This window comes from Streptomyces rapamycinicus NRRL 5491 (genome assembly GCF_024298965.1).
Classification (GTDB): Bacteria; Actinomycetota; Actinomycetes; order Streptomycetales; family Streptomycetaceae; genus Streptomyces; species Streptomyces rapamycinicus.
Map to the genome: position 1 here is coordinate 12,403,550 of NZ_CP085193.1, position 22,982 is coordinate 12,426,531.

20 protein-coding genes and 7 pseudogenes are annotated in these 22,982 nt (G+C 68.3%); 18 read left to right on the forward strand and 9 right to left on the reverse strand.

Translation table 11 applies throughout. The annotated features are described in order from the left end of the window. The first annotated feature begins 236 nt into the window (after nt 1–236). From LIV37_RS51290 to LIV37_RS51300, 3 genes and pseudogenes are all read left to right on the forward strand, one after another. On the forward strand, nt 237–659 hold the full coding sequence (locus LIV37_RS51290; protein WP_121826364.1) for a hypothetical protein: 423 nt from the start codon (nt 237–239) through the stop codon (nt 657–659). A 1,088-nt stretch (nt 660–1,747) separates the two neighbouring features. Next, nucleotides 1,748–1,894, forward strand: a pseudogene (locus tag LIV37_RS51295) (DUF6192 family protein); the annotation flags it as partial. A 2-nt stretch (nt 1,895–1,896) separates the two neighbouring features. Continuing rightward, nucleotides 1,897–1,977 (forward strand): annotated as a pseudogene (locus LIV37_RS51300) (RacP protein); the annotation flags it as partial. On the opposite strand, the pseudogene LIV37_RS51305 reads toward LIV37_RS51300, so the two are convergent. After that, nucleotides 1,967–2,176 (reverse strand): annotated as a pseudogene (locus tag LIV37_RS51305) (relaxase domain-containing protein); the annotation flags it as partial. The pseudogenes LIV37_RS51300 and LIV37_RS51305 overlap by 11 nt on opposite strands. A 236-nt stretch (nt 2,177–2,412) precedes the next feature. Beyond that, on the reverse strand, nt 2,413–3,342 hold the full coding sequence (locus LIV37_RS51980; RefSeq protein ID WP_020874934.1) for an ArsR/SmtB family transcription factor: 930 nt from the start codon (nt 3,340–3,342) through the stop codon (nt 2,413–2,415). Between the two features lie 307 nt (nt 3,343–3,649). On the opposite strand from LIV37_RS51980, the gene LIV37_RS51325 reads away from it, so the two are divergent. Both LIV37_RS51325 and LIV37_RS51330 read left to right on the forward strand, forming a co-directional pair. Then, the gene (locus LIV37_RS51325; protein ID WP_148717909.1) at nt 3,650–3,922 is read left to right on the forward strand and encodes a hypothetical protein; all 273 of its coding nucleotides are present in this window, start codon (nt 3,650–3,652) and stop codon (nt 3,920–3,922) included. Nucleotides 3,923–4,456: 534 nt separating this feature from the next. Continuing rightward, a complete protein-coding gene (locus LIV37_RS51330; protein WP_020874936.1) occupies nt 4,457–5,239 on the forward strand; it encodes a pentapeptide repeat-containing protein in 783 nt (260 codons plus the stop codon). A 309-nt stretch (nt 5,240–5,548) separates the two neighbouring features. Here the strand turns inward: LIV37_RS51330 and LIV37_RS51335 are convergent, their stop codons facing one another. The 3 genes from LIV37_RS51335 to LIV37_RS51345 form a co-directional block, all read right to left on the reverse strand. After that, on the reverse strand, nt 5,549–7,231 hold the full coding sequence (locus LIV37_RS51335; RefSeq protein WP_121826362.1) for an IS1182 family transposase: 1,683 nt from the start codon (nt 7,229–7,231) through the stop codon (nt 5,549–5,551). Between the two features lie 294 nt (nt 7,232–7,525). Further along, entirely contained in the window at nt 7,526–7,822 is a 297-nt protein-coding gene (locus LIV37_RS51340; protein ID WP_121826361.1) for a hypothetical protein, read from the reverse strand. Then, complete coding sequence (locus LIV37_RS51345) at nt 7,819–7,986, reverse strand: winged helix-turn-helix domain-containing protein (RefSeq protein ID WP_243146504.1); 168 nt, start codon at nt 7,984–7,986, stop codon at nt 7,819–7,821. Before LIV37_RS51345 ends, LIV37_RS51340 begins: the two co-directional genes overlap by 4 nt. Before the next feature lie 401 nt (nt 7,987–8,387). Between LIV37_RS51345 and LIV37_RS51350 the strand changes: the two are divergent. Beyond that, nucleotides 8,388–9,110 (forward strand): annotated as a pseudogene (locus LIV37_RS51350) (IS5 family transposase); the annotation flags it as partial. A gap of 216 nt (nt 9,111–9,326) precedes the next feature. Here the strand turns inward: LIV37_RS51350 and LIV37_RS51355 are convergent. Further along, the gene (locus LIV37_RS51355; RefSeq protein ID WP_020874938.1) at nt 9,327–9,767 is read right to left on the reverse strand and encodes a maleylpyruvate isomerase N-terminal domain-containing protein; all 441 of its coding nucleotides are present in this window, start codon (nt 9,765–9,767) and stop codon (nt 9,327–9,329) included. A gap of 159 nt (nt 9,768–9,926) precedes the next feature. Here LIV37_RS51355 and LIV37_RS53005 point away from each other — a divergent pair. The 8 genes and pseudogenes from LIV37_RS53005 to LIV37_RS51390 all read left to right on the forward strand — a co-directional run. Continuing rightward, a pseudogene (locus LIV37_RS53005) lies at nt 9,927–10,097 on the forward strand (copper amine oxidase); the annotation flags it as partial. A 43-nt stretch (nt 10,098–10,140) separates the two neighbouring features. Beyond that, the gene (locus LIV37_RS51365) at nt 10,141–10,617 is read left to right on the forward strand and encodes a copper amine oxidase (RefSeq protein ID WP_020874939.1); all 477 of its coding nucleotides are present in this window, start codon (nt 10,141–10,143) and stop codon (nt 10,615–10,617) included. A 182-nt stretch (nt 10,618–10,799) separates the two neighbouring features. Then, nucleotides 10,800–11,021, forward strand: a complete 222-nt coding sequence (locus LIV37_RS51370) for a hypothetical protein (protein ID WP_020874940.1) — start codon at nt 10,800–10,802, stop codon at nt 11,019–11,021. 253 nt (nt 11,022–11,274) lie between these two features. Further along, entirely contained in the window at nt 11,275–12,885 is a 1,611-nt protein-coding gene (locus tag LIV37_RS51375) for a flavin monoamine oxidase family protein (protein ID WP_121826360.1), read from the forward strand. After that, entirely contained in the window at nt 12,882–13,523 is a 642-nt protein-coding gene (locus LIV37_RS51380; RefSeq protein WP_020874942.1) for a Rid family hydrolase, read from the forward strand. Before LIV37_RS51375 ends, LIV37_RS51380 begins: the two co-directional genes overlap by 4 nt. Nucleotides 13,524–14,482: 959 nt before the next feature. Further along, entirely contained in the window at nt 14,483–14,668 is a 186-nt protein-coding gene (locus LIV37_RS51385) for a hypothetical protein (RefSeq protein WP_148717908.1), read from the forward strand. A 183-nt stretch (nt 14,669–14,851) separates the two neighbouring features. Further along, nucleotides 14,852–15,355 (forward strand): annotated as a pseudogene (locus tag LIV37_RS53010) (haloacid dehalogenase); the annotation flags it as partial. A gap of 13 nt (nt 15,356–15,368) precedes the next feature. Then, entirely contained in the window at nt 15,369–16,058 is a 690-nt protein-coding gene (locus LIV37_RS51390) for a discoidin domain-containing protein (protein ID WP_121826359.1), read from the forward strand. Between the two features lie 34 nt (nt 16,059–16,092). Here LIV37_RS51390 and LIV37_RS51395 read toward each other — a convergent pair. The 3 genes and pseudogenes from LIV37_RS51395 to LIV37_RS51405 form a co-directional block, all read right to left on the reverse strand. Beyond that, nucleotides 16,093–16,273, reverse strand: a pseudogene (locus LIV37_RS51395) (transposase); the annotation flags it as partial. A gap of 58 nt (nt 16,274–16,331) precedes the next feature. Further along, nucleotides 16,332–17,633: a cytochrome P450 gene (locus tag LIV37_RS51400; RefSeq protein WP_020874944.1), complete on the reverse strand. Its 1,302-nt coding sequence runs from the start codon at nt 17,631–17,633 to the stop codon at nt 16,332–16,334. Nucleotides 17,634–17,898: 265 nt separating this feature from the next. After that, complete coding sequence (locus LIV37_RS51405) at nt 17,899–18,939, reverse strand: LLM class F420-dependent oxidoreductase (protein WP_121826651.1); 1,041 nt, start codon at nt 18,937–18,939, stop codon at nt 17,899–17,901. A gap of 344 nt (nt 18,940–19,283) precedes the next feature. Here LIV37_RS51405 and LIV37_RS51410 point away from each other — a divergent pair, with 344 nt between their 5' ends. The 4 genes from LIV37_RS51410 (at nt 19,284) to LIV37_RS51425 (ending at nt 22,940) form a co-directional block, all read left to right on the forward strand. Further along, nucleotides 19,284–19,931, forward strand: a complete 648-nt coding sequence (locus tag LIV37_RS51410) for a TetR/AcrR family transcriptional regulator (protein WP_020874946.1) — start codon at nt 19,284–19,286, stop codon at nt 19,929–19,931. Between the two features lie 212 nt (nt 19,932–20,143). Further along, entirely contained in the window at nt 20,144–20,908 is a 765-nt protein-coding gene (locus LIV37_RS51415; protein ID WP_020874947.1) for an SDR family NAD(P)-dependent oxidoreductase, read from the forward strand. A gap of 69 nt (nt 20,909–20,977) precedes the next feature. After that, nucleotides 20,978–21,742: a crotonase/enoyl-CoA hydratase family protein gene (locus LIV37_RS51420; RefSeq protein ID WP_254807211.1), complete on the forward strand. Its 765-nt coding sequence runs from the start codon at nt 20,978–20,980 to the stop codon at nt 21,740–21,742. A gap of 7 nt (nt 21,743–21,749) precedes the next feature. Then, complete coding sequence (locus tag LIV37_RS51425; protein WP_020874949.1) at nt 21,750–22,940, forward strand: CaiB/BaiF CoA transferase family protein; 1,191 nt, start codon at nt 21,750–21,752, stop codon at nt 22,938–22,940. The last annotated feature ends 42 nt before the right edge of the window (nt 22,941–22,982 follow it).

Consider the following 22,982-nt stretch of genomic DNA (forward strand, 5'->3'; position numbering starts at 1 on the left):
TCAAGTTTCCCGCTGATCTGGACAGCCTTACTTGGACGGATGGGTCCCGGAGGAAGCTGTCCAGGTAGTGAGTAGCAAGAACAACATGAGCGAGCGGTACTCGAAGGAGTTCACGCGTGTGCCGTCGAACGGGCCCTGGGATGAGGAGGAAGTGAACTACTTCCCGGACCGGTGGGAGGACCCCGCGCTCATGGTTACGGGGCAAGACAGCTGCCGGGCCTGTCGTGCGTCGGACCGTGCCCCGAGCGTGCTCCCATGGGAGCACGTACGTCCAGGTTCCGGGCGGTGATACCGGTCTGGGACAAGCCCTTCAGGAGGGGACGGCGGCCGAGGCCGAGCAGGCCCCGCGTGCCCTGGATATCGACCATCTGAGCACCGGCCACCGCCCGGGCTTCGGGTACACCGACGTGTACGAGGCCACGAGCCGCCTGATCGAGCCGGTCATCGAGCAGTACGAGACCGATGTCCGCCGCCGTCTGGTGCAGGGCATGCTCGATGCGGCCGAGGCCGTGGCCCTCGGCGTGCTCGGGGGCCTGGATGCCTGCGAGGGCGACTATGACGGCAACGAGGTGCTGTGCTACGCAGCGGAGGGCCTCGCCGACACCTACGGGTACAGAATCCGCGAACTGATGCGCACCGCAGGCCGGGCCGTGAAATAGGCCCGCCGCCCGGGCCTGGTGACCCGGGGCCGGGTGGGGCGCGGTGGTGCGGTGGTGGCGCGGCCTGGGTAGCCCATCGCGATGAGCATCACGAGCGCGATGGCGTCGACTGGCCCCGCGGCGCCCGCGCCGAGTGTGTCGGACCCCCAGCCCCACTGGAAGACCGCGACGATCGCACCGAAGGCCGCCCATCCTACGTCGCCGCCACACCTGGCGTGCACGCCGCCGCGCTCAAGATTCTCGCTGCCCGACCTTGACCCGGCTCCCGCACGGCCGGCACGGGGACCAGAGCACCTTGGAGCGGGTATGAGTGCGTGTTTTCGAACCCTGCAGTTCGACGTTGCCCCTGCGGATACCCGGCGTCAGGCCGGGCTGGGGCGGTTGGATCACTCTGAGTGCGGGCAGTATCGAGGCGATGAACCTCAAGGACGCCGAGCAGGGAAGAGAGGGGCATGGCGATAAGCGGCGATATCGCTATTTGAGTGGGTTCGGCCGGGACGTGGGCTGCGCTGGGGGCGGCAATCTACGCAGGGCGAGCTGCCCTTCACTTGCTTCGTGCAGAGCAGCAACGGGATCTGGAACAGGAGCAAGATCGCCGTTCTGCCCAAGTGTCCGGCGTCGCCGGATGGACTGGTTACCAACCGAACACGGACCTTTTGTCAAGCACGGCCCTTCCCCCGGACGCCGCGTATCCCGACGTCTATCTCATCAACAGTTCCAGGCTCCCCGTCTACGACCTTCGGCTATACCTCTGGGTGGATTTTCAGGACGGTTCCCTGCTCTGGCAGGTCCGTGCCGCGGTTCCTCCGACGCTTCAGCCCGTGAAGGTCAGTTCCTTCCTGGGCACACGTGAACGTGAGGCAGCCGTCATGGCGCGGGTGACCGGCGTCTCGTTGGCTTTCAGGGACGCCGAGGGGAACTGCTGGCAGAGATCGCGGGACGGTCTGCTTCATCAAGTGCCTCCGTCTGAGCATCAGCTGCGAACCGTGCGGGACGGAGGGGAGAGTGTTGTGGCCGTGCATGTCAATGCTGTCAATCCTCCCCCGTTGGCGTGACGCCCTGAGCTCACTTCAACAGATCCGGAAGACGATGACACCCTCGGTGAGGACGAGCGCGCGATCGTGCACGAGAACGTGGCGAAGGTCCGCGCGACGCTGGACTGGATCGAGACCGCGGTCGACACGGGCAAGGTCGACGTGGACGGCGAGCTCGCCAAGATGCTGCGGGGCGAATAGCCGTGCCCCGCGCCTCGCGGCGCCGGGGCGAGACCGCACGGCGGCATGCCGACACCCTCCGGTTCGTGTTGTTCGAGGCCAGGCGCTCGCGCTCGATCCGGTCGGCGTCCGGGTGGCGGCCTTCCCTCAGGAGCAGTTCGGCCTGCCGCTCGGTCACCACGTCACCGGCCGTGAGGCCGACCGCGGCCAGGCCCCGGCCCTCCAGACGCCGGGCAGGACACCGGCTTCGTCCTGGGCGGCGCGCAGCGACTTGCCCGCAGGGCGGCGCCCATCGCCTACCATCACGCCGCGGAAGGGATAGCGCCACCCGTTACTCGGGCGAACCTCGGCTTTACTGATCACCGCCCCATGGAACCCCCGCGTTGACCTGCGGAAAAGCGCGATCTGGGGTACTTCCCGCCGGGCGGGAGGCCATCACCAGATTTTTACCGTGGCACCCGTCAGGCGGGCCGTCCCGCCAGCCGAACCCGGGATTCAGACGGCCTCGGCAACAGTGCCGCTCGTTGTCGCGCGCTACATCAGCTTTTTGTGGTGCTGGGAGAGCCTGTGAGGAGTCCGAGTCCCAGCGGGGTGCAGGAGTGCCAGACGGTTTTGCCGTCGCGGTGGGCGGTGGTGAGGCGGGCGGCGCGGAGGGTTTTGGTGTGTTCGGACACGGAGGACTTTGCCAGGTCGAGTTGGCGGGCGAGGTCGGTGGTGGTACGTGGTCGGGTGAGCTGTTCCAGGATGGCGGCGCGGGTGCCTCCCAATAGCGTGGCCAGGGCGTTGGCGGTTGGGTCGTTCAGGAGGGGCAGAGGGGTTACGGCCGGGTAGACCAGGAACGTTGACTGGGCGTATCTGCCGACCAGGGGCCGACCGGTCCAGAAGACGGACGGCAGCAGGGTGATGCCGTGGCCGTCGAGTGTGATCTCGACGTTGTCGGTGCTGTCGAACTCGAGGGTGGTGCCCTGCCAGCGTCCCTCGGGGGTGAGGCCTGCCAGCGTCGCGCGGATGCCCTGGGCGGCCAGGAGCTGGACACGCCAGGCGCGTTCGGCGTCGAACCCGGCGCGGATGCGTTCCCACGAGCGGTCCAGGACGCCTGCGCGTGCTGATCGTACGGAGTGTTCGAGGATCTGCCACGCTTCCCGGTCACGGTCGGCCAGCAGGCGGGTCCACGGGAGTGGGCGGCGGTCGACGGCGTGGACGCGGTGCAGCTCGGTGCGGACGAACGGCGTGGAGGCCGACAGGACCTGGTCGAGCCCGTCGTCGAATCCCTGGCTGAGCGGGTCCAGGAACAGCGGCCCCTTGGCCGTGGCGGGCACCAGTTCCAACAGCGGTCTGGCGGAGCGTGGCAGGGCGTGGAGCGTCCGCTGTCGCCAGAGGGTGAACAGCGGGTCGGGCCGCTGCAGCGCCGCGATGGCGAGGGTCAGTTCCACCATGGGTGCTGGCTCGTCGGCGAAGGTCACGTGCATCAGGTCTTCGGTAGTGAAGCACAACCGCAGCACGGTTCCCCCTTGCCCTGGGTCGGTCCAGTACCGCACGGTTCGGTCAGGAGCGAATCGAATGCGTGAGTCACGCTCGAACCCGATGGTGGGACAGCGGTTCCGAGTGTGAGCCGTACGTCGGACAGGCGGAAGCCGCTAACCAGCCACAGGACCACCAGGCTGCTCCCGCGGGCACACCAGCACTCGATGGGCTACTTGACCAACATCCCATCGGAGATCGCTCGACTGACTTCCGGACGTTCATGCACGCCACGAAGATCAAGGGAGCACACGAATGCGTACTCGAGTCTGGCTCACCAGCGTTGCCCTGGGAGCTGCCCTGGTGGCCGGCGGCACCGTCGCCACCGCGCATGCGGCATCCGCGTCCTCCGACGCGAGCGCGACCACCTCTGGCCCGGTGGTGCCTTTCGCACACACCGACATCGGTACCTACCGCACCCTGAACGCCTGCCTGGCAGCCGGGGAGAGCTCGATCTACTCCGACTGGTACTGCCGTAAGAGCACCACCACCAGCAATTGGCACCTCTGGGCAGACCTGAACTCGTAGGCTGTGACGGTCGGCTGTCCGGACGGGCTGGTGACGGCCGGCAACCGCTGGCGAGCGGGGAGCCGATACTGAGCTGGATCTCCGACCCGTCCCGGGCCAAGGCTCAGCGCATGATAGGTGCGTGACGCTGTCGGGGATCTTGGTCGAGAACCCCGTTTGAAGATCATCACTCTGACTAGGCAGGGCCCCCGCCGGGTCTTTCCAGTCAGCGACAACCCGGTCTGAGCGACGGCCAGTTCACCGAGAAGCCGTTTCCGGCCCCGCGGAATTGAGTAACTTGGTTCTCCATGCTGCCGCAGTGTCCGAGGGCGCTGAGTACGCCGGGGAGGGGTGTCGGGTTTGCGTCGGCGCGTACGGTTACCGCGAACAGTGAGCCGGGGAACGCTGCCGTCGGCGCGGGCGCCGTTGGGCTCACGCCGTTCGGCCCGACGGCGCCGGGGTGGCCAGGTCGGCGGGCTCAGGAGTCGCGAGGCTCCTACCAGTCAGCAGAACGATCGATGGTTCGGCCGCCTGGAACGCGGCGCAGGGTTACTGGTGAGTTTGTCGACGCTGGCTGCCACCCTGCTCGCGGTGGTTTCCATCCAGCAGGTACGGAGCGAGCAACGTCTCAACGAGCAAGGCCAGATCACCGACCGGTACAGCGCCGCAGGGGCCCAGCTGGGGGATTCCTCGATCGATGTTCGACTGACCGGCATCTATGCCCTTCAGCGGATCATGCAGGACTCCCCACGCGATCAGCCCACCATCGTCAATGTGCTCTGCGCCTATGTCCGAACCCACGCCGCGCTCCCGGCCAAGCAAAGGCCCGCGATCAGGCACGAGACCAATGAGCTCCGCCGCGACCTGGGCCAGCCCGCAGCGGACGTGGCGGCCGCGCTGAAAGTCATCGGGGACAGGAACCCTGCGCTGGACCGAGGCAGCACCGTCGACCTGCGACATACGGATCTGACAGGTGCGGACTTGGACCGTGCCCACCTACCTCGGGCGGACCTGTATGGAGCGCGGCTCCTCCGAGCCAGCTTCGAAAACGGGGATCTACGAGGCGCCGAACTTGAGGTCACCGACTCACGCGAAGCAAACTTTGACCACGCCGACATGAGGCGTATCGGTCTGGCCGGTGCGGACCTTGGTGGCGCCGTTGTGGCCTCCGCAGATCTGCGGGGGGGGGCAAGCGACCTCCTGCGTCAGGAGTTGCTCGAGGCAGTCCCCAATCGCTTCACGAAGCTCTCCCCGCGTCTAGCCCGAGATCCGCAGGTCATCCAGCGTGAGTGCGAGAGTGATCCACCGTGCCACGGCGAAGGTGCAGGGCTCCCGTGAGCCCCGCCGCTCCAGCCCTGCCTCCACCAGCCTCAGATATGCAGAGAACTCCGAGGGCCCCGGCGATGCAGCATCGGCATGTCTCGCCAGCACCTCGACCACGCTGGACGACTCCGATTTCCAAGATCCCTGACAGCGTCAGGTACTTAGTACCTGACGCTGTCAGGGATCTTGGTCGAGCGCCTTTATGGGAGATCACCGAGCTGACGGGACGGTCCCCGTGGGGTGCTGCGCCAGGGTTGGACTCGGCGGTCGGTCTGCGGACCGGTCTCGGGCAAGGTGGTGACCACCACCTTGAGGACGATCACCTCAGCCTGCGGGGTGGGTAGCGACGCGCCAGGACCGAGGCCGGGGGATGTGCTGCCAGTCGAGGAAGCCCTGGAGAGCGGTTGGGTTCCGGGGCTGCCGGACGGGTGCCGGCGGCAGGTGGACGCCGATGCGTTCGAGGTTGACCGCGATGGCGGTCAGGACGTGCTGGACGTGGGCCTTGTCTTCGCTGCGGTAGCGGCACTGGCGCATGCCGTGTCCGTTGACGAACTTGCTGATCGTGCTCTCGATGGCGGCCCGCAGTGAGTAGCGCGAGAGCCATTCCTGGGTCTGCTGCTCGGTCCGGGATTCGGACTGGATGTCGTAGAGCTCGCGCGGCAGGAAGGTGACCTTCCGGGCGTCGGTACGCGTGCAGGCGGCCTTCACCGGGCACTGGCGGCAGTCGTTCGGGGAGAACTCCACATTGACGTAGGGCGCGAGGGACGGCGGTGTCGACCACCGGCGACTCACCTTGCCCTGCGGACAGGTCACCTCTTTGGCATCCCAGTCGATGGCGAAGGCGTCGCGGTGGAACACGGTGCCCTTGCGGGACTGCCGAGTGCTCTTGGCCCGGATCGGTCCGACCAGGCCGACACCGTGCTCGCGGGCAACCCGCTGTTTGAGCGCGACGGAGAGGTAGCCGCCATCGACGAAGTGCTCCTTCGACAACAGGTTCCGGTGATCGAGGCTGGTCATGATGCCGGGAAGGGCCTTGGTGTCGTGGACGGCGGCCCTGGTGGTGGTCACGTCCGTGATCACGCTCGGAGCGTCGGGGTCACAGGTTTCGGTGACGTGCGCCAGGAAGCCTTTCCAGCGGGTCTCGCCGCGGCGCGCGTAGCGGGCGCTCAGATCGTAGGGCGAGACGATGGCGACGGCCGAGGGAGGCAGACCGGCGTTCTCCAGCTCCCGCCACTTCGGCCGGTCCTGGGCATCAATGCAGTAGTTCTGCACGAAGATCTGGCGAAGAGCCTGCACCTGCTCGCCGTCGCGGAGGGCGGGCAGGTAGCGGTGGACATAGCGCAGGAGCAGACAGACGTCCCCGCCGGTGTCCTTGATCCGGGTCTTGGGCTTGGAGGGGTTCTTCCCCAGTCGGGCCGCGCGGCCGTAGCGCTTTCCCCAATCCTCTGTCACCAGACCGACCAGCTCGTGCGGCGCCCGGCGGGCGAGTTCCTCCAGGGCAGCGCGCATCGCCTCGGTGACCAGCTCCAGGCGGGTCAGGTCCCGCACCGCGGCCAGGACGTGAGTGGAGTCGGTGTGCTGCCGTCCGCGTTCCCCGACCAGGCCGAGGGCCCTGATCTTCTCCAGCGCGAGGTCCAGCAGCTTGTCGGCCCGGCCCTCCTCGGCCAGGCGCTCACGGAAGTCCGCGAGAACGCTGTGGTGGAAGCCGGGGTCCTCCAGCTCCATGGCCAGGGCGTATTTGAAGTCGATGCGGTTGCGCACGGACTCGGCGGCCTGCCGGTCGGACAGCTCCAGCAGGAACTGCAGGACCGACACGGTCGCCAACTGGGCAGGTGACAGGCCCGGCTTGCCGTCCCGCGGATACCACTCCTCAAAGTCCTCGTCGCTCCACAGACCGTTGAGATGGTCACGGATGGCCATAGCCGTGGTGCCCCTGGGGTTGCTCGCACGGGCAACTCGCACGGTCAGCTCGGGAATCACGCAGCCAGTACGGGGGCGAACACACATCTCGGGTCCTCCGGAGTCGCGGGACGCCAACCGTCCCACCCGCACACATCTCCGAACCCGAGATTCCCGGCACGGCCACCACGAACGAGTGAACGCCATCGACACGTCAGCCACTCCAGCCACGTGGACAACGGCCGACACGAACGAAGCGTTCGCCTAACGGTCACCAACGCATCGCTGCGGCCATCAGGGGCTCGCCAACCTACCTGTAAAGCTCTGATCAGGGGGAAACACATCGTTTACCAGCACGTAGACCACGCTGGGCAACTCCGATTTTCAAGATCCCCGACAGCGTCACGCACTGAGAAGTGCGGCTGTGCCACGTCCGGCACGGAGACTGCCGAACCGACGACCACGACGCGAGCGCCGGTGTCGTCGGCGTACTCCCGCGTCAGCTCGGGGGAGAGTCTCCAGTTTGCGCTTCTCGATGTTCTCCTCGGCGACTTCGGCCAGCATCGACGCGTCGCGTTCCGCTCCCTGGGAGAAGCGGGATTCCTCCCCATGGGCGTAGAAGTAGCCGAGCGGGATCTCCAGACCCACCAGCACGAGCAGTGCCAGCGCCAGGTAGCTCTGCGGCAGGCGGCGGGTCATGACACGGCCTTGGGAGGCGAGCCGTCGCCGGGCTGCCCGGCGGGAACGGTGAGGTGGAAACCGACACCGCGTGCGGTGGCGATCCAGGCAGGATCACCAAGTTTGCGACGCAGGGCGGCGACGTGCGCGTCCAGCGTCTTGGTGGGTTCGAGTGCGGGTCCCATACCGAGTCCATGATCTGCTGCCGGGAGTGCACCGCGCCGGGATCCTGGGCGAGATTAGGCGAGCAGGTCGAACTCCCGCGCGGAGACAGGGCCACTTCACATCCGCCGAGGCGGACCTCCCGGGTGCGCCGGTCGATCTCCAGCACCCCCAGCCGCCGCGGACCGGCTCCGGCCATGGACGACGGAGGCATCTCGGCGGATACCGGGGTGTCCGCCGCCAGGCCAGGTGGCCGGCGGTGTGACGGGCCACGGCCCGGATGCGGGCGACCAGTTCCCGCACGCCGAACGGCTTGGCGACATAGAGGTCACGCGGATAGGCGCGGTTGGGGCCCCGGCAGCAGAACGGGCACAGGTCTTGGTGATCATGGAGTTGCGACGCTCTGTGATCACTGGGGAGACCTGTGCCCGCGCTTCCATCATGGCTGACCGAACCGCTCTGGGACCAATTCGCGGCCCTGTTGCCCGAGCGGCCGGTCTACCGCCCGGACCATCCGCTGGGCTGCCACCGTCGACGTATCAGCGATCGGGTCGTTTTCGACAAGCTCCTGCAACTGCTGCGATTCGGCTGTTCTTACGAGGCGATCGCCGACACGACCTGCTCGGCCACCACAATCCGCAGCCACCGCGACGAGTGGATCCGACTCGGCGTCCTCGCCCGGCTCAAGCAGATCGCGCTGGAGTCCTACGACCGGATCGTCGGCCTCGTCCTCGACCAGATCGCCGTGGACGGCTCCATCACCAAGGCGCCCGGAGGCGGCGAGTCCGCAGGCCGGTCACCGTTCGACCGCGGCAAACGGGGCGTGAAACGCTCGGGCATGACGGACGGATACGGCATCCCTCTGGGTCGTGTCCTGGCCGGAGCCAACCGCCACGACTCCCCGTTACTCGCTCCGACCCTGGACCACCTGGACGACTTCGGCCCTTTACCCGACGACATCACCGTGCACCTGGACGCCGGCTACGACTCGGACACCACCCGCGCCCTGCTCGACGAAAGCGGCCTTCACGGCCACATCGAAGGCACCGATCCAGGCCAGTCGACGTTGGCATGTCGAACGCACCTACGCCTGGCAGAACGCCTTCCACCGGCTCGCCCGCTGCTACGAGCGCCGCACCACCGTCATCGACGACGCCTTCTTCGACCTCGCCGACACCATCATCACCGTACGCAGCCTGATTCGACGAGCATGGACCACCCACCGCTGGGACGAACGCCCCGGCCGCCGGCCAGGACCGCACACCTCTACCCGCGCGACCCCTCACGGCTAGGAATCACGAAGCTGCACCGCAGCCCGTGCCAGGCAACCGCGAGCACTCCCGAACTACGTGAATCGGACCCGTCATACGGCGCGCCCCAGCAAGGAAAGAAGCTGAACGGCGGGGTCGGTGCTGGTGGTGCGCACCGGAGCAGCGAAGATTCCCAGGCCTGCCACTCTCTCGGCGTTGGCGCGCGCGTAGGCCAGGCTGTGGTCGACCGCGGCCGGGTCGAGCCACTCGGGCTGGCCGCACCCGCGGGCCAGGCCCCACTCGTGGATGCACGCGCGCACGGGATCTGCGCCGACCATGTCGCCATCGTAGCGGTCGCCCACCTGCTCCAGGGACTCTCCGGCGAGCAGGTGCGGCACCCACAAGTGCTCGCTGACCAGGTGGTTGACGAGGTCCCGAACGGTCCACTCGGTGCACGGCGTCGAATCGTTCCACCGGTGGCCGTCGACCGCGTGCACTCGTGCGCCGAAGCGGTTGATGGCATCGGGAATTAACTGCAGGGATGAATGCGTCATGGCGGTACGTTATGCCATGATCTTCCACCCTCCCCGAACGGAGATCAGACGACGGCGTCGTCGGTGGGCCGTCCGGGGCCGCCGTCCGCGACGACCTGCGCGGCTTCGTCGTCGACCACCTCGGCACCGACGACCTCGTCCCGGTCGTCGACGAGACCGGTGACCTCTTACACGAACGAAATCGCCCCGGGCCTGGGGGCGCTCTTCCACCAGCACCTCTTCTGCGCCCGGCTCGACATGGCGGTGGACGGGCACCGTAACGCTGTCGATGAAGTGGAGGCCGTGCGACTCCCGGTGAGCCGGAAGAACCCGCACGGAAACGCTTTCAGCCGTCGGGCGACCCGACTGACTTCCGAGCGGGCAGCCAAGCGTGATGCGAACCCCCGCCTGCAATTGGGAATGGCATGTCGTCAACCCCGAGTCCACCAATCGCCTCGGACGGCCCGTCGGCTACGCGCTCGTTCCCGAAGGTCTGCCCGCTCTGCTCGCCGACGAGCAGTCGTCCATCTCGGTCCGCGCAGCCTTCGCCCGGCACCACCTGTGGGTGACCCGGTACGCGGATGACGAGCGCTACCCGGCAGGCCAGCTGGTGAATCAGCATCCCGGTGGAGTGGGGCTGCCGGCCTGGACGACGGCCGACCGCCATATTGACGGTGAGGACATCGTGCTCTGGCACACCTTCGGTCTCACCCACTGGCCGCGCCCGGAGGGCTGGCCGGTCATGCGGGTGGACAGCACCGGTTTCACACTGAAACCGATCGGCTTCTTCGACCGCAGCCCGACTCTCGACGTGCCACCCAGCGGCGGCGGCAAACACTGCGACAGCAAGGCCGGCCCGCCAGTCACGTGACTGCCCTGTGCCCCTTGGCTCTCTGGAACTCTGCCAACCGACGCTCTCAATCCTTAAGGACCTTCTCCATGGACGGCAGGGCAAATCTGCTCAATGAACGCACGCTTGACCATCCCCCGATGGTAGGCGTACCAAGACAGCTTTCTGAGCGGCCACCGGTTCGGCCGGGCTGATCTTCGCCGGTGGATGCGGGACCACGTGACCAGCTCCACCACGTCCGCGACACCACTTTCAGCGAGGACGCCTCGAAAATCCGCATCGACGGCCTGCCCCGCGTCATGGCCACCCTGCGCAACCTCGCTATCAGCTTGTTCCGTCAGGACAACCACACCAACATCGCTGCCACTTGCCGCTGCACCGCCCGCGACCCACAACGGCCCCTGACAGCCCTCGGGATCACCTGACCAACCGGACGAATCAACTACACGCAAAGACCCCGGCCCCCGACCCAAGACGGGATCGCGCCCGCTCCTTCCTCCTTCGCAGCGCACGGCTCGAAACCGGTTACGTCAGTGGTATCGCGTTGTAACAGTCTCGGCGGAGGCTCATGGCGCACCTCCGGTCTCCTCAGTAACTCGCACCCCCCACGTGACCGGGTTGATCGAACGACCGCTCCCCGGCCGGCGCGCGCCCCGGGGTGCGGATGAGGAGGAATTGATGGCTGCAGAGCAGTCCGCAGGATCCCGCCGTGCCTTCCTGAGATCCGTCGGCGTCGCGGGGGGCGCCGGAGTGCTGTACTCGGCGATGGGCGCACTCGGGCTCGCCCCGGTGCCAGACGTGCGGGCGGAAGAGTATCGGGCGCCCCAGCGAAACGACTTCGCGCTCACCGGACGCGGCGGCAAGAAGGTACTCGTGCTCGGCGGCGGCATAGCCGGCCTGGCGACGGCGTACGAGCTGGGCAAAGCCGGTTACGACTGCCAGATCCTGGAGGCGAAGGACCGCCCCGGGGGCCGCAACTGGACGGTCCGCGGCGGCACGGCGCTGACCGACCTCGACGGGCGGACGCAGACGGCGTCGTTCACCAAGGGCCAGTACATGAACGCGGGCCCGGCCCGGCTGCCGCAGTCCCACGTCACTCTCGAGTACTGCCGCGAACTCGGCGTCGAACTACAGGTGTTCACCAACCAGAACGCCAACGCGTACATCTACCACGAGAGCAGCGCCGCCCTCGCGGGCAAGCCCATGCGCTGGCGCACGGCGAAGGCCGACGTCTACGGCTACCTCTCCGAGTTGCTCGCCAAGGCCACCGACCAGGGCGCCCTGGACGCACGGCTCACCCCGCAGGACAAGGAACGACTGATCGCGTTCCTGCAGAGCTTCGGCGCCATCAAGGGCAAAGCCGGCGGCTACGCCTACACCGGCACCGACCGGCGAGGCTACTCCGCCGAGCCGGGCGCGGCCTTCGACGACGGCACGGTCCTCAGCCCGGTGCCGACGCTGTCGGACGTCATCGCCAGCGGCGTGGGGCAGCGCTTCGCCTTCGAACTCGGCTACGACCAGGCCATGCTGATGTTCCAGCCGGTGGGCGGCATGGACGCTATCCCGTACGCCCTGGCCAAGGCGATCGGCCAGAACCGCATCACCTATGGCGCCAAGGCGCTGGAGGTCAAGGACCTGCCGGACGGTGCCGAGGTCACGTATAAGGACGTCGGCGGCCGTACCCGCACCCAGCGCGCCGACTTCGTTGTCGCGGCCATGCCGCCGATGGTCATGGCCCGCCTCAAGCACAACCTGGGCACCGACATCACCGCGGCGCTGAAGTACGCCGTCCCGACCCCCGTCGGCAAGATCGGGCTCGAGTACCGCAGCCGATGGTGGGAGACGGACGAGCACATCTACGGTGGCATCACGCCGACCGACACCGACCTGGCCACCATCTGGTACCCCTCTTACGGCCACCAGGGCCGCCGCGGCACACTCATCGGCTACTACAACTTCGGTGCCAACGCCGTCGCGTACAGCGATCTGCCGCACGCCCACCGCCTTGCGCGGGCGGTGAGCCGGGGCGTGAAGATCCACGGCGACAAGTACCGCACCGAACTCGATCACTCCTTCAGCGTGGCCTGGCACCGCACGCCTCATATCGAGGCCGGCTGGGTGGACTGGCCCTCGCAGACCGGTCCCGAGTACAAGCTGCTCAACCAGCCCGCCGGGCACGTCTACTTCGCCGGCGACTGGCTCAGCCATGTCATCGCCTGGCAGCACGGCGCGTTCAGCTCGGCCCGCAAGGTCGTGACCGACATCCACGAAAGGGTGATGGCCGCATGAAGCGACGCACGAAGGTTGCGATCGGTACGGCCCTGACCGCCTCGCTCCTCACCGGCGGCGCCGCGCTCGCCGAGGGCAGAGGATGGTGGCCCGGTCCCAAAGAGGTCCGCGTCAGCCTGCCCGAGGGCCAGTCCAACCCGGCCATCGCCACCGGAGTGGCGACCGGCGGTGAGGTGGCGATCTACCAGAGCAGCGGCCTCGGCCCGACCGCGCTCAACCCGTCCGCGCCGGCCGGCTCACCCGAGCTCTACACCGACCCGGCCCTCACTCAGGGCGCCACGCGAGTCACGGTCACCGAGGCCCAGGCACTGGTCGTCCTGCGCAACGTCAAGACCAACCTCGAAGCGGCGGGCCTGACCCTGGCCGACGTCATCACCATGAAGTGCTACCTGATGAAACCGCCCGGCGTCGAGACCGCCGACTACGCGGGATGGAACCGCGCGTACCGCCAGTACTTCGCCAACATCGACCTCACCTCGAAGGAGGTCGTCCCGGTCCCGATGGGCACCTCCGCCCCCCAGGCACCGCTGGTCGCCAACAAGGCCCGGCCCGCGCGTGCCACGATGGAGGTGGCGTCGCTGGCCGTCAAGGGCTGGATGGTGGAGGTCGAGGTAACCGCTGCGTACAAGGCGCGCTGACGGGCACAGACCCGCGGGGCAACCGCAGCGAGGGGCCGGGCCCGTAACCGGGCCCGGCCCCGAAGCGACGCTGCCCCAGCCGGGCGGCGCCCCCAGTCAGTCGTCGAGGGCGCTGCCGGCCGTGCGGGGGCGCCGACAACACCGACGAGGGCGCCATCGCGGCGGCGATCGAGGACCTGCTGATCCGGTCCGGGACAGGACGGGCCGGGGGCGGGGCGGTGTCCAGGACACGGCAGCCGGTAGTGGCGGCCGCGTACCGAGCACACATCTCCGCGATCCGCCACAGCCTTCCGGCACGGTCCGCGTACACCGTCAGGACCACCGGACCGCCACACCGCACCTCCTCTACCACCGGCCGGGCCCCACCCCGCCGTCCAGCGGCAGGGCCGGTGTCGGTGTCGCGGGTGTGCCACGCGCAGTCGGCGGCGCGGCAGGCACAACACGCCTCGCCACGCGGTCCGCCGCCTGTGCGAATGCGGGTCAGATGCATGTTGACGTGTTCGACCGTGGCCCTGCGTCCCGCGGCGGCGCCGGGAAAGCGCTGATCGGCGCTGGCCGGGCGGGAGCAGGAGAGCCGGACCGAGCCGGCGGAAGGGTGGCCGTAGGGGTCCGGCCGCACCGTCCATACGGGCCCGCCCCGCGACGCGGCTCTCTTGCTGTGTGCCGGCCTCCACGACCATGTACGTACTCCCAGCATTGCTTGATCCGTTGCCCCGGGGCCCCATCATCGGAGATGAACGCCGATCAGCCCCTGGAGAGCGGAAGTTTCAGTCCGGCGTGCCCTGCCAGCACAGGAGAAGATCAGCATTCGGCCGGATCCGGTCATGCCAGACGGCTTGCTCGGCTTGGATAGTGCGTCGAGACGGGCCACCGGTCAAAAGCCGGAGCACGAGCGCCGGGCGAGCACGTCGACGCCATGGCCAGCGAGACCCGACAGCGTCGTGAGGAGAGAACACCCCATGGAATTCCCGGCATTCACCGAGGCCGCGCCGCTGACCGCGCTCGAGATCGAGGCGCTGCGCGCCCTGCAGCAGTGCGGACAAACACCAGGTATGGGAAACACGTCGTGCCGAGGGCAACAGCACTCAGGTCGCCATCGCTTCCCAGCTCGACGCACCTGGGCGCATCACGCCTATGGGTGGTGACGTAACCGGACAGCGGGCAACTGTGCGGGTCACCGCAGGGGTCCCCGTGAACGTCACGAAGTTTGTCGGCATCGCCAGCACCCAGGATTCGTCGGATGCGCTGGCTACCGCCCGGCAGCAGTCCGCCGACGCCACCAGGGTGGGCTGGGCCCGGCTCACCGCCTCTGGGACACCGAAACGTGGATGTACCCGAGCGTGCTCGCACAGCATCCGGACATCGCGAAATCCATGCTTCAGTACCGAATAAACAGAACCGACGCTGCCCGCAAGTACGCCAAGGACGGAGGCTACTCAGGAACGCGATTCCCCTGGGAGAGCGCACTATCGGGCTTGGAAGACACTCCTTCCTGGGCCTCGACCGGACGCTATGAACAACACATCAGTTCCGACATCTCCCTCGCGGTATGGCAGTACTGGCTTGCCACCGGTGACCGGACCTGGCTGCGAGACAAGGGTGCGGAGATACTCCGGGGAGTCGCAGACTTCTGGGTCAGCCGGGTCACGCGCAATGCCGATGGTTCCTCGAGCATCAACGGGGTGACACCTCCGGACGAGTACGTCGAGAACATTGACGACAGTGCCTATACCAATATGGCTGCCCGAGACTCGCTGCGCTTCACAGTACAGGCCGCCAAGATCTTCGGCCGACCCGCCAACCCCCAATGGTCGCGTGTGGCGGACAGCCTTCGAATCCCGTTCGATGCGAAGACCGGAACCCACCCGGAGTACGACGGCTACGCCCGGCTTCCTCCAGGAGTTCCTCTACGGCTATTCGGGAATGCGCTGGCGGGACGATCGCGTGCACCTCGACCCAACCCTACCGCCGCAGCTGACCGGCATATCGCTGCGCGAACTCTCCTGGCAGGGAAGGAAGTTCACCATGGAGATCGGCCCGCACCAGACCACTGTGCGACTACTCAACGGTGCTGCCATGCCGGTTGAGGTACGCGGACAGTCGAAGAACCTCCGACCCGGCCAGCAGCTCAAGGTGCCAACCCGCCGCCCGGATCTCGCGCCCACGATCGACCTTGGCCGGTGCGCGGCGATCAGCGCCGACTCATCCGATCCGAGTTCCCCGGCAGTTGCGGCAGTCGACGGCGATGCACAGACGTTCTGGCAGGCCAAGGCCCCTGACCCTGCCCTCACCGTGAACCTCGAACGTCCCCGCCGGCTCCGGACTCTGACCGCCGACTGGGGCGACGAACGTCCCAAGCAGTTCACCGTCGAACTGTCCCGCGACGGCCACCACTGGACTCCGGCCGCCACAGTCGAAGGCGGGCAGACGAAGGACACAGTCGACCTCGAAGAACGCACCGCTGCCCTTGTGCGGCTGAAGATCGGCGGCGAAGACGACGACGGACCCCAGTTGCATTCCCTCACACTTCGCTGAACTGCACCGTGCGGAATAGCATCGTCAGATCACAGACGGTCTTCCACGGCCGAGTCGCTCGGGCAGATCACACCACTGCACCCCGGTTCGCACGCGGTGCGGGATCCCGTCGATCACCTGCCTATGATCCCGCCACCTGCCACAAGGCCCGTTGCTGACCGACAGGAGCGGCCGCAGCCGTTCCACTCCGCATCCGTCAGATCACCCCGCCCCATGCCACGTCAAAGACCCGGACACGAGGCAGTCACATGATCGGCCGGACAAGCCCTAACGCTAGCCCGCGTTGATGTGCGTGGGGGTGAAGGTGACGGGGAGGCTGGACGGGGCTCGGCACCACAGGGAGTCAACCCACTCGAGCTCCTCGGGCTCGACGGCCAGGGTCAGATCCGGAACCCGGTCGAGCAGCACTTCGATCGCTGTCTCCGCGATGATCCTGGCCAGTTCGGGCGCGCCTGCGGGGCATCCGTAGTCGCCGCCGGTGAAGGACAGGTACGCGTTGTTCCCGGCGAAGCCTGCCGTGGTGTCGGGCCACAGCAGCGGGTCCATGTTCGCGGCGGCGAGGCCGAGGACGAGGAGGTCACCGGTGCGGATGCGCTGGCCTCCGAGCATGGTGTCCCGGATGGCGAAGCGCCCGATGGCGTTGGGGACGGGGGAGTCCGCCCACAGCACCTCGGTCATGGCCTCGCCGGTACTCCTTCGGCCGCCCGCGAGGGTCACGGCGAACCGGGTGTCGGTGAGCATCAGCCGGACGGTGGAGCCGATCCAGTACGACGTGGCGGGAAAGCCCGCGACCATCATCACCATGATGTCTCCGACCAACTGCTCGTCGGTGAGGTTGGGGGAGGTCTGGATGAACCGGGAGGTGATGTCCGGGCCCGGCGCGTCACGCTTGGCCGTCACCAGCCGCCCCACTATCTCGGCGGCCCGCTGCTGGGCGGGGATGGCGTCGCCGCTGGCGTCGAGGCTCGCCGTCAGGGCCTGCGCCATGTCCGCGAGCTGGTCCTCGGGCAGGCCGAACATCATGCCCATGGCGAGGGCGGGCACCGAGTAGACGTAGTCGAAGACCAGGTCCGCCTTGCCGCTGCCGGCGAACTCGTCGATCAGTCCGTCGGCGAAGCGCTCGCAGTGCGCACGCAACTCGAAGGGATCGACGGTGGAGAGGGCGTCGCTGACGGCCGCCGAGCGCCGCCGGTGCTCGTCCCCTTCCGTAAAATGGATCATGGGGCTGTAGGCCACCCAGGGCATGAGGGACCAGTCGGGCGGAACCTCGTCCCAGCGGTTCCAGCGGCGGGGGTCGCGGCCGTAGGTCTGGGTGTCGCCGAGGACCTGGCGCATCTCGCGGTAGCCGAGGACGAGCCACGCGGGGATGTCGGCCTCGAGCAGGACCGGGGCGACCTGCCCGTGGTCGCGCCTCATCCGCTGGTAGCTCTCGGTCGGATTCCGCAGAAACTGCCGCCCGTACAACGGTGAGGCGCCGCCGTGGGCGGGGCAGCCGGGAGGCGGCACCACCGAGTCCGTGCCGTCGGGCATGTCCTGAGGGCCCGGAATATCCTGCGGGTCCTGGAGATTCGTCACGAAGTCTTCCTTGGAGCGGTGGATCAGCGCGGCCGCTGGTACAGCGAGAGGCACAGGCTAACCGTGGGACCCGATCGGACCAACCGCCAGAACGTCTCCGTCCCACAACTATGCAACATCACCGGCAAGCTCCTCGAGCTACCCACGGCGGCGGAGCGCGCGCCTGCGCGCGGATAAGGCATACGATCGCCCGGACCCTTGCGGTTCCCGCGACCGGTGCCTTCACAGCGTAGGCAGGAGTCGACGCCTCGGCAGTCGGCGCACGTCAGTCCAGCATGGCGCGCAGTCGCTCGACGGCGTGGAGACGTTCCGCGTGAGTGGCGGCCAGCGGCCTCACGCACAGTGTCGTCACTCCGGCGGCGGCGAACGCATCGAGTTGTCCGGCGACCTCTTCCTTCGTCCCCACGAGGGAGATGGCCCTCAACAGGCTTTCGGGGACGGCGGCCTCGGCTTCCTGCTTCTTTCCTGCCAGATACAGGTCCTGGACGAGTGCCGCTTCCCGCTCGTATCCGTACCGGCCGGCAAGCTGGGCGTAGAAGTTCTTGTTCCTGGCTCCCATTCCCCCGATGTAGAGGGCCAGCTGAGGCCGGGCGCGGTCCAGTAGGTGTGCCACGTCGTCGCCGATGGCCAAAGGCGCGGTCACCGTGATGTCGAGCGAACCCAGTGCCGGATCACGTCGGGCCTGCCCTGCGGCCAGTGCAGCTCCCCACACGTCGGCCGCTTTCCCGGGGTGGAAGAACACGGGCAGCCAGCCCTCGGCGAGTTCGGCGGTCAGCTCGACGTTCTTCGGTCCGATCGCCGCCAGGACGATGGGAATGCGGGAGCGAACCGGCCGATCGATGAGTTTTAGGGGTTTACCGAGCCCGGTGCCCCGCTCGGCAGGAAGTGGGAGCGGGTACTTCGGGCCTGGATACACCACCTCTTCACGCCGCCACACCCGGCGGCAGATCTCCACCACCTCGCGGGTGCGGCCGAGCGGCGCGTCATACGGCACCCCGTGGAACCCCTCGATCACCTGTGGTCCCGACGCTCCGAGACCCAGCGTGAACCGGCCGTCGGAGAGATGGTCCAGTCCGGCGGCGGTCATCGCCAGCAGTGATGGCGTACGGGTGAAGATCGGGAGGATCCCGGAGGCGATCTCCAGGCGTTCGGTCCGGGCTGCCAGGTATCCCAACTTGCTTACGGCGTCAAACGAGTAGGCCTCCGGCACGAAGGCGACCTCGACGCCTGCCGCCTCGAAGTCCGGCATCGCACGGACGGACTCGATGAAGTCGTCGCCGTAACCCAGTGTCATGCCGATACGCATGCGCATGGCTCTCACCCTCAGATCGCCTCCGATTTTATCGAACGCTCGTTTAGCTACCGTAGCGCCGCTCGCCTCCGGGCGGAACCGGCGACGCTCCGATCCCGCCGAGCCCAATTCGCGCGAGGCCCTGGTGCTGGACGTGGACAAGGGCGTCTTCGCCGGAGTCACAACGCTCGGTGACTCCTTCGCATCGGACCTAGCGAAGGGGTACAAGGTTCATTCGGCCGGATGACACCGGGGACCGTGCCCGGCGGGCGGCGGCGGTGCGCCGGCCCTCGGCTCCGGACGGCATGGGAGCTTTGTCGATCGTTCGTTCGTTCTGGGAAGCTGGGACCATGGATGCGATGAGCGGCAAAGCCGCGGGCAAGAGCGGCAAGGCGGCGGACAACGGGCCCTCCGGCCCCCGGGGAAACGGCCGGGACGCCATCATGGACGCCGCACGAGACGTCTTCGCGGAGCGCGGCTACTTCGGCGCCTCCATCCGTGACATCGCCAAGCGGGCGGACATGAGTCTGTCCGCCCTGTATTACTACTACTCGGGCAAGGCGGAGCTCTTCCACGCCCTGATCGAGGACTCGCTCCACGACTACTTCCGTCACTGCGAGAAGGAACTGGCCCAGGCCGGTGACGACCCCGCCGCGCGGCTGGCCGCCCTGGTCAGGGTGACGGTCGACTACCGGGTCCGGCGGCGGGTCGAGAGCCTGCTGACCCTCCAGGAACTCCGTTACCTCGAACCCGAGTACCGCAATCCCATCATCGAGAGGCGGCACGCCGTATCGGGACTCTTCCAGAAGGCCATCGACGACGGCATGGCCGGCGGAGTCTTCCGGACCCCGCACCCGGATGACGCCCGCCGGGCGGTCATGGCCATGTGCAATGCCGTCGCCCAGTGGTACGACCCGTCCGGCGATCTCGGGATGACGGAGCTGTGCGGCCGGTACGTGCGGCTGGCGTTCGCACTGGTCGGGCACGACGAGGCGCCGGCTCGGTAGGTCGTCCCGCTTTTCGTCGCGGTCATTGACAGTGGTGTGTCGGCGGCCTAATTTAACGATCGTTCGACAAGCTCCCTCGCTCTCTCCATCGGCCACAGGTCCCGGCCGCAACGGCCGGAGCCCGTTGGCCCGGCGTACGACGGCGGTCGCCGAGCCTTCGCGGCGCGGGCGGCGGCAGATATCCGACACCGGCTCGACCGACTGGAGCGTCCATGCAGACCAGCGGAATATCCGCGGTGGTGACCGGCGGCGCATCGGGGCTCGGCCTGGCGACGGCACGGCGGCTGCTCAAGGCCGGCGCCCGCGTCACCATCGCGGACCTGCCCTCCTCGGACGCCGACCGAGCCGTCCGCGACCTCGGCCCCGAGGCCGTCTTCGTCCCCGCTGACGTGACGAGCACCGAGGACATGACCGCCGTCCTCGACACCGCCGAGCGGACAGGAGCGCTGCGCGCGGTCGTCCACTGCGCGGGCCGCGGCGGTCCGCTCCGCGTGGTGAACAAGGACGGTACCCCGGGCGATCTCGCCCATTTCCGCGCCGTGGTCGACGTCAACCTGATCGGCACCTTCAACGTGCTCCGGCTCGCCGCCGCCCGCATGGCCGGCAACGAACCACTCGACGGCGACCGCGGGGTGGTTGTCATGACAGCGTCGGTCGCGGCGTTCGAGGGACAGATCGGACAGACTCCGTACGCGGCGTCGAAGGCCGGAGTGGTCGGCCTCACTGTGTGTGCGGCCCGAGATCTGGCGAGCAAGAGCATCCGGGTCGTCACCATCGCGCCCGGCTTGTTCGACACACCGATGCTCGGCAGAAGGCCGAAGGAGAAGCTCGACGCGCTCGCTGCCGCGGTGCCGCACCCGCCGCGCCTCGGCGCGGCGGACGAGTACGCACAACTCGCCCTGCACATCATCGAAAACCCGATGCTCAACGGGGAAACCATCCGCCTCGACGGCGCGATCCGCCTGGCCCCACGCTGAAGGCCGGCGCTCAACCGCTCCTGCCCAACCGCCACCACCGCTTGGCCACCGAGCCGTAAAGGAGCTGCCGTGGCAGACGAAGTACTGGCCGAGTACGGCGACGGCGTCACGCTCATCACCATCAACCGGCCCGAGGCCCGCAACGCCGTCAACCGCGCGGTTGCCGAGGCGATCGCATCCGCGCTGGATGAGCTGGACGAGCGTGACGACCTCGCGGTCGGCATCATCACCGGCGCGGGCGGCACCTTCTGTGCGGGCATGGACCTCAAGGCGTTCCTGCGGGACGAGCGCCCCCACGTGCCGGGGCGCGGTTTCGCCGGGTTCACCGAGGCCCCGCCGCGCAAGCCGCTGATCGCCGCCGTCGAGGGCTACGCCGTGGCGGGCGGATGCGAGATCGCACTCGCGAGTGATCTGGTCGTCGCCGCCGAGGATGCCAGGTTCGGGCTGCCCGAGGTCAAACGCGGTCTGGTGGCGGTGGCCGGAGGGCTGCTGCGGCTGCCAGGCCGTATCCCGTACCAGATTGCGATGGAACTCGCCCTCACCGGTGACTTCCTCACCGCGGAGCGGGCGTACCACTACGGGCTGGTCAACCGGCTCACCCCGCCCGGCGGTGCAGTCAAGGAGGCGAGGCTGCTGGCCTCCGCCATCGCCGCCAACGGTCCGCTCGCCGTACGGGCCACCAAACGTGTCCTCGTCGAATCTCCCGGCTGGCCGCACGACGAGATGTTCGACCGCCAGCGGCCGATCACCACACTGGTGTTCAACTCGCATGACGCCCGGGAAGGTGCGTCGGCCTTCGCCGAGAAGCGCGCTCCCATCTGGCGGGGACGGTGAGCGGCCGGTGAACGACGAACAGGACCAGGGACGTGCGAACGGCTTCCTACCCGAGGCGGCCCCGGGGCCGCTCACCGGGCTGCGGGTCGTCGAGCTCGGGGGCATCGGGCCGGGGCCGTTTGGTGCGATGCTCCTGGCCGACGCCGGTGCGGACGTGATCCGTATCGAGCGCCCGTCGGACATGGCGGGCAGGCCCGACCCCGTCCTGCACCGGGGCCGGCGCTCGGCCGCCATCGATCTCAAGCACCCGGAAGGCGTCGGCGCCGTCCTCGACTTGGTGGCGGATGCCGATGTCCTCCTGGAGGGCTTCCGGCCGGGGGTGGCCGAACGGCTCGGCGTGGGCCCCGGGCCGTGCCTCACCCGCAACCCGCGCCTGGTCTACGGGCGGATGACGGGATTCGGACAGGAGGGACCGCTCGCGCCGCGGGCCGGGCACGACATCAACTACATCGCCCTGTCAGGGGCCCTGGGGACCATCGGACCGGCCGACGGTCCACCGGTCCTGCCGCTCAACCTGCTCGGTGACTTCGGCGGCGGTGGCGCACTGCTCGCCTTCGGTGTGCTGTGCGTGGTCCTGCAGGCACGCGCCACGGGGAAGGGCCAGGTCGTGGACGCGGCCATGGTGGACGGATCGGCCCAGTTGCTGGCCATGATCTACAGCCGTCTGCACCAGGGGCGGTGGACCGACCGCCGGGGCGTCAACTACCTGGACGGCACAGCGCCGTTCTACGGCGTCTACCGCTGCCGCGACGGCCAGTACGTCGCGGTCGGCGCGATCGAGGCGCCCTTCTTCGCCGCACTCCTGGAGCGGCTGGGCCTGGTCGCGGATGCCGACTTCGTCCAGCAGTGGGACCGTTCCCGCTGGCCGGTCATGCGGCGGCGCCTGGCGCAGGTCTTCGCCGCCAGGACCCGCGACGACTGGGCGGCCGCGTTCGCCGACGCCGACGCGTGCGTCACCCCCGTGCTGTCCCTGCGGGAGGCACCGCGCCATCCTCACAACGCTGAACGCGGCACCTTCCTCACCGACGACACGGGAGTCCTCCAGCCCGCCCCGGCCCCCCGGTTCGGCTCCTCCATCCCTCGCCGGCCCGCCCGGCCCGCCCCCCTGCCAGGCGAGCACACGGCGCAGGTCCTCGCCGAGACGGGCCGTAACCCCGAGCAGATCAAGCAGCTTTTCGACGCGGAGGTCGTGCGATGACCCGGCGCACCGTGCGAAAGCCCTGCACGGCCGGCCGCAGGC

What these genes read in the sequence shown, in the direction of transcription:
- LIV37_RS51980 (WP_020874934.1), bottom strand. Translation starts at nt 3,342, where the DNA reads ATGCACGTGACCTTCGCCGACGAGCCAGCACCCATGGTGGAACTGACC.
- LIV37_RS51325 (WP_148717909.1), top strand. Translation starts at nt 3,650, where the DNA reads ATGCGTACTCGAGTCTGGCTCACCAGCGTTGCCCTGGGAGCTGCCCTG.
- LIV37_RS51335 (WP_121826362.1), bottom strand. Translation starts at nt 7,231, where the DNA reads ATGTGTGTTCGCCCCCGTACTGGCTGCGTGATTCCCGAGCTGACCGTG.
- LIV37_RS51340 (WP_121826361.1), bottom strand. Translation starts at nt 7,822, where the DNA reads ATGACCCGCCGCCTGCCGCAGAGCTACCTGGCGCTGGCACTGCTCGTG.
- LIV37_RS51345 (WP_243146504.1), bottom strand. Translation starts at nt 7,986, where the DNA reads ATGGGACCCGCACTCGAACCCACCAAGACGCTGGACGCGCACGTCGCC.
- LIV37_RS51355 (WP_020874938.1), bottom strand. Translation starts at nt 9,767, where the DNA reads ATGACGCATTCATCCCTGCAGTTAATTCCCGATGCCATCAACCGCTTC.
- LIV37_RS51365 (WP_020874939.1), top strand. Translation starts at nt 10,141, where the DNA reads ATGCGAACCCCCGCCTGCAATTGGGAATGGCATGTCGTCAACCCCGAG.
- LIV37_RS51375 (WP_121826360.1), top strand. Translation starts at nt 11,275, where the DNA reads ATGGCTGCAGAGCAGTCCGCAGGATCCCGCCGTGCCTTCCTGAGATCC.
- LIV37_RS51380 (WP_020874942.1), top strand. Translation starts at nt 12,882, where the DNA reads ATGAAGCGACGCACGAAGGTTGCGATCGGTACGGCCCTGACCGCCTCG.
- LIV37_RS51385 (WP_148717908.1), top strand. Translation starts at nt 14,483, where the DNA reads ATGGAATTCCCGGCATTCACCGAGGCCGCGCCGCTGACCGCGCTCGAG.
- LIV37_RS51390 (WP_121826359.1), top strand. Translation starts at nt 15,369, where the DNA reads ATGCGAAGACCGGAACCCACCCGGAGTACGACGGCTACGCCCGGCTTC.
- LIV37_RS51405 (WP_121826651.1), bottom strand. Translation starts at nt 18,939, where the DNA reads ATGCGTATCGGCATGACACTGGGTTACGGCGACGACTTCATCGAGTCC.
- LIV37_RS51410 (WP_020874946.1), top strand. Translation starts at nt 19,284, where the DNA reads ATGAGCGGCAAAGCCGCGGGCAAGAGCGGCAAGGCGGCGGACAACGGG.
- LIV37_RS51415 (WP_020874947.1), top strand. Translation starts at nt 20,144, where the DNA reads ATGCAGACCAGCGGAATATCCGCGGTGGTGACCGGCGGCGCATCGGGG.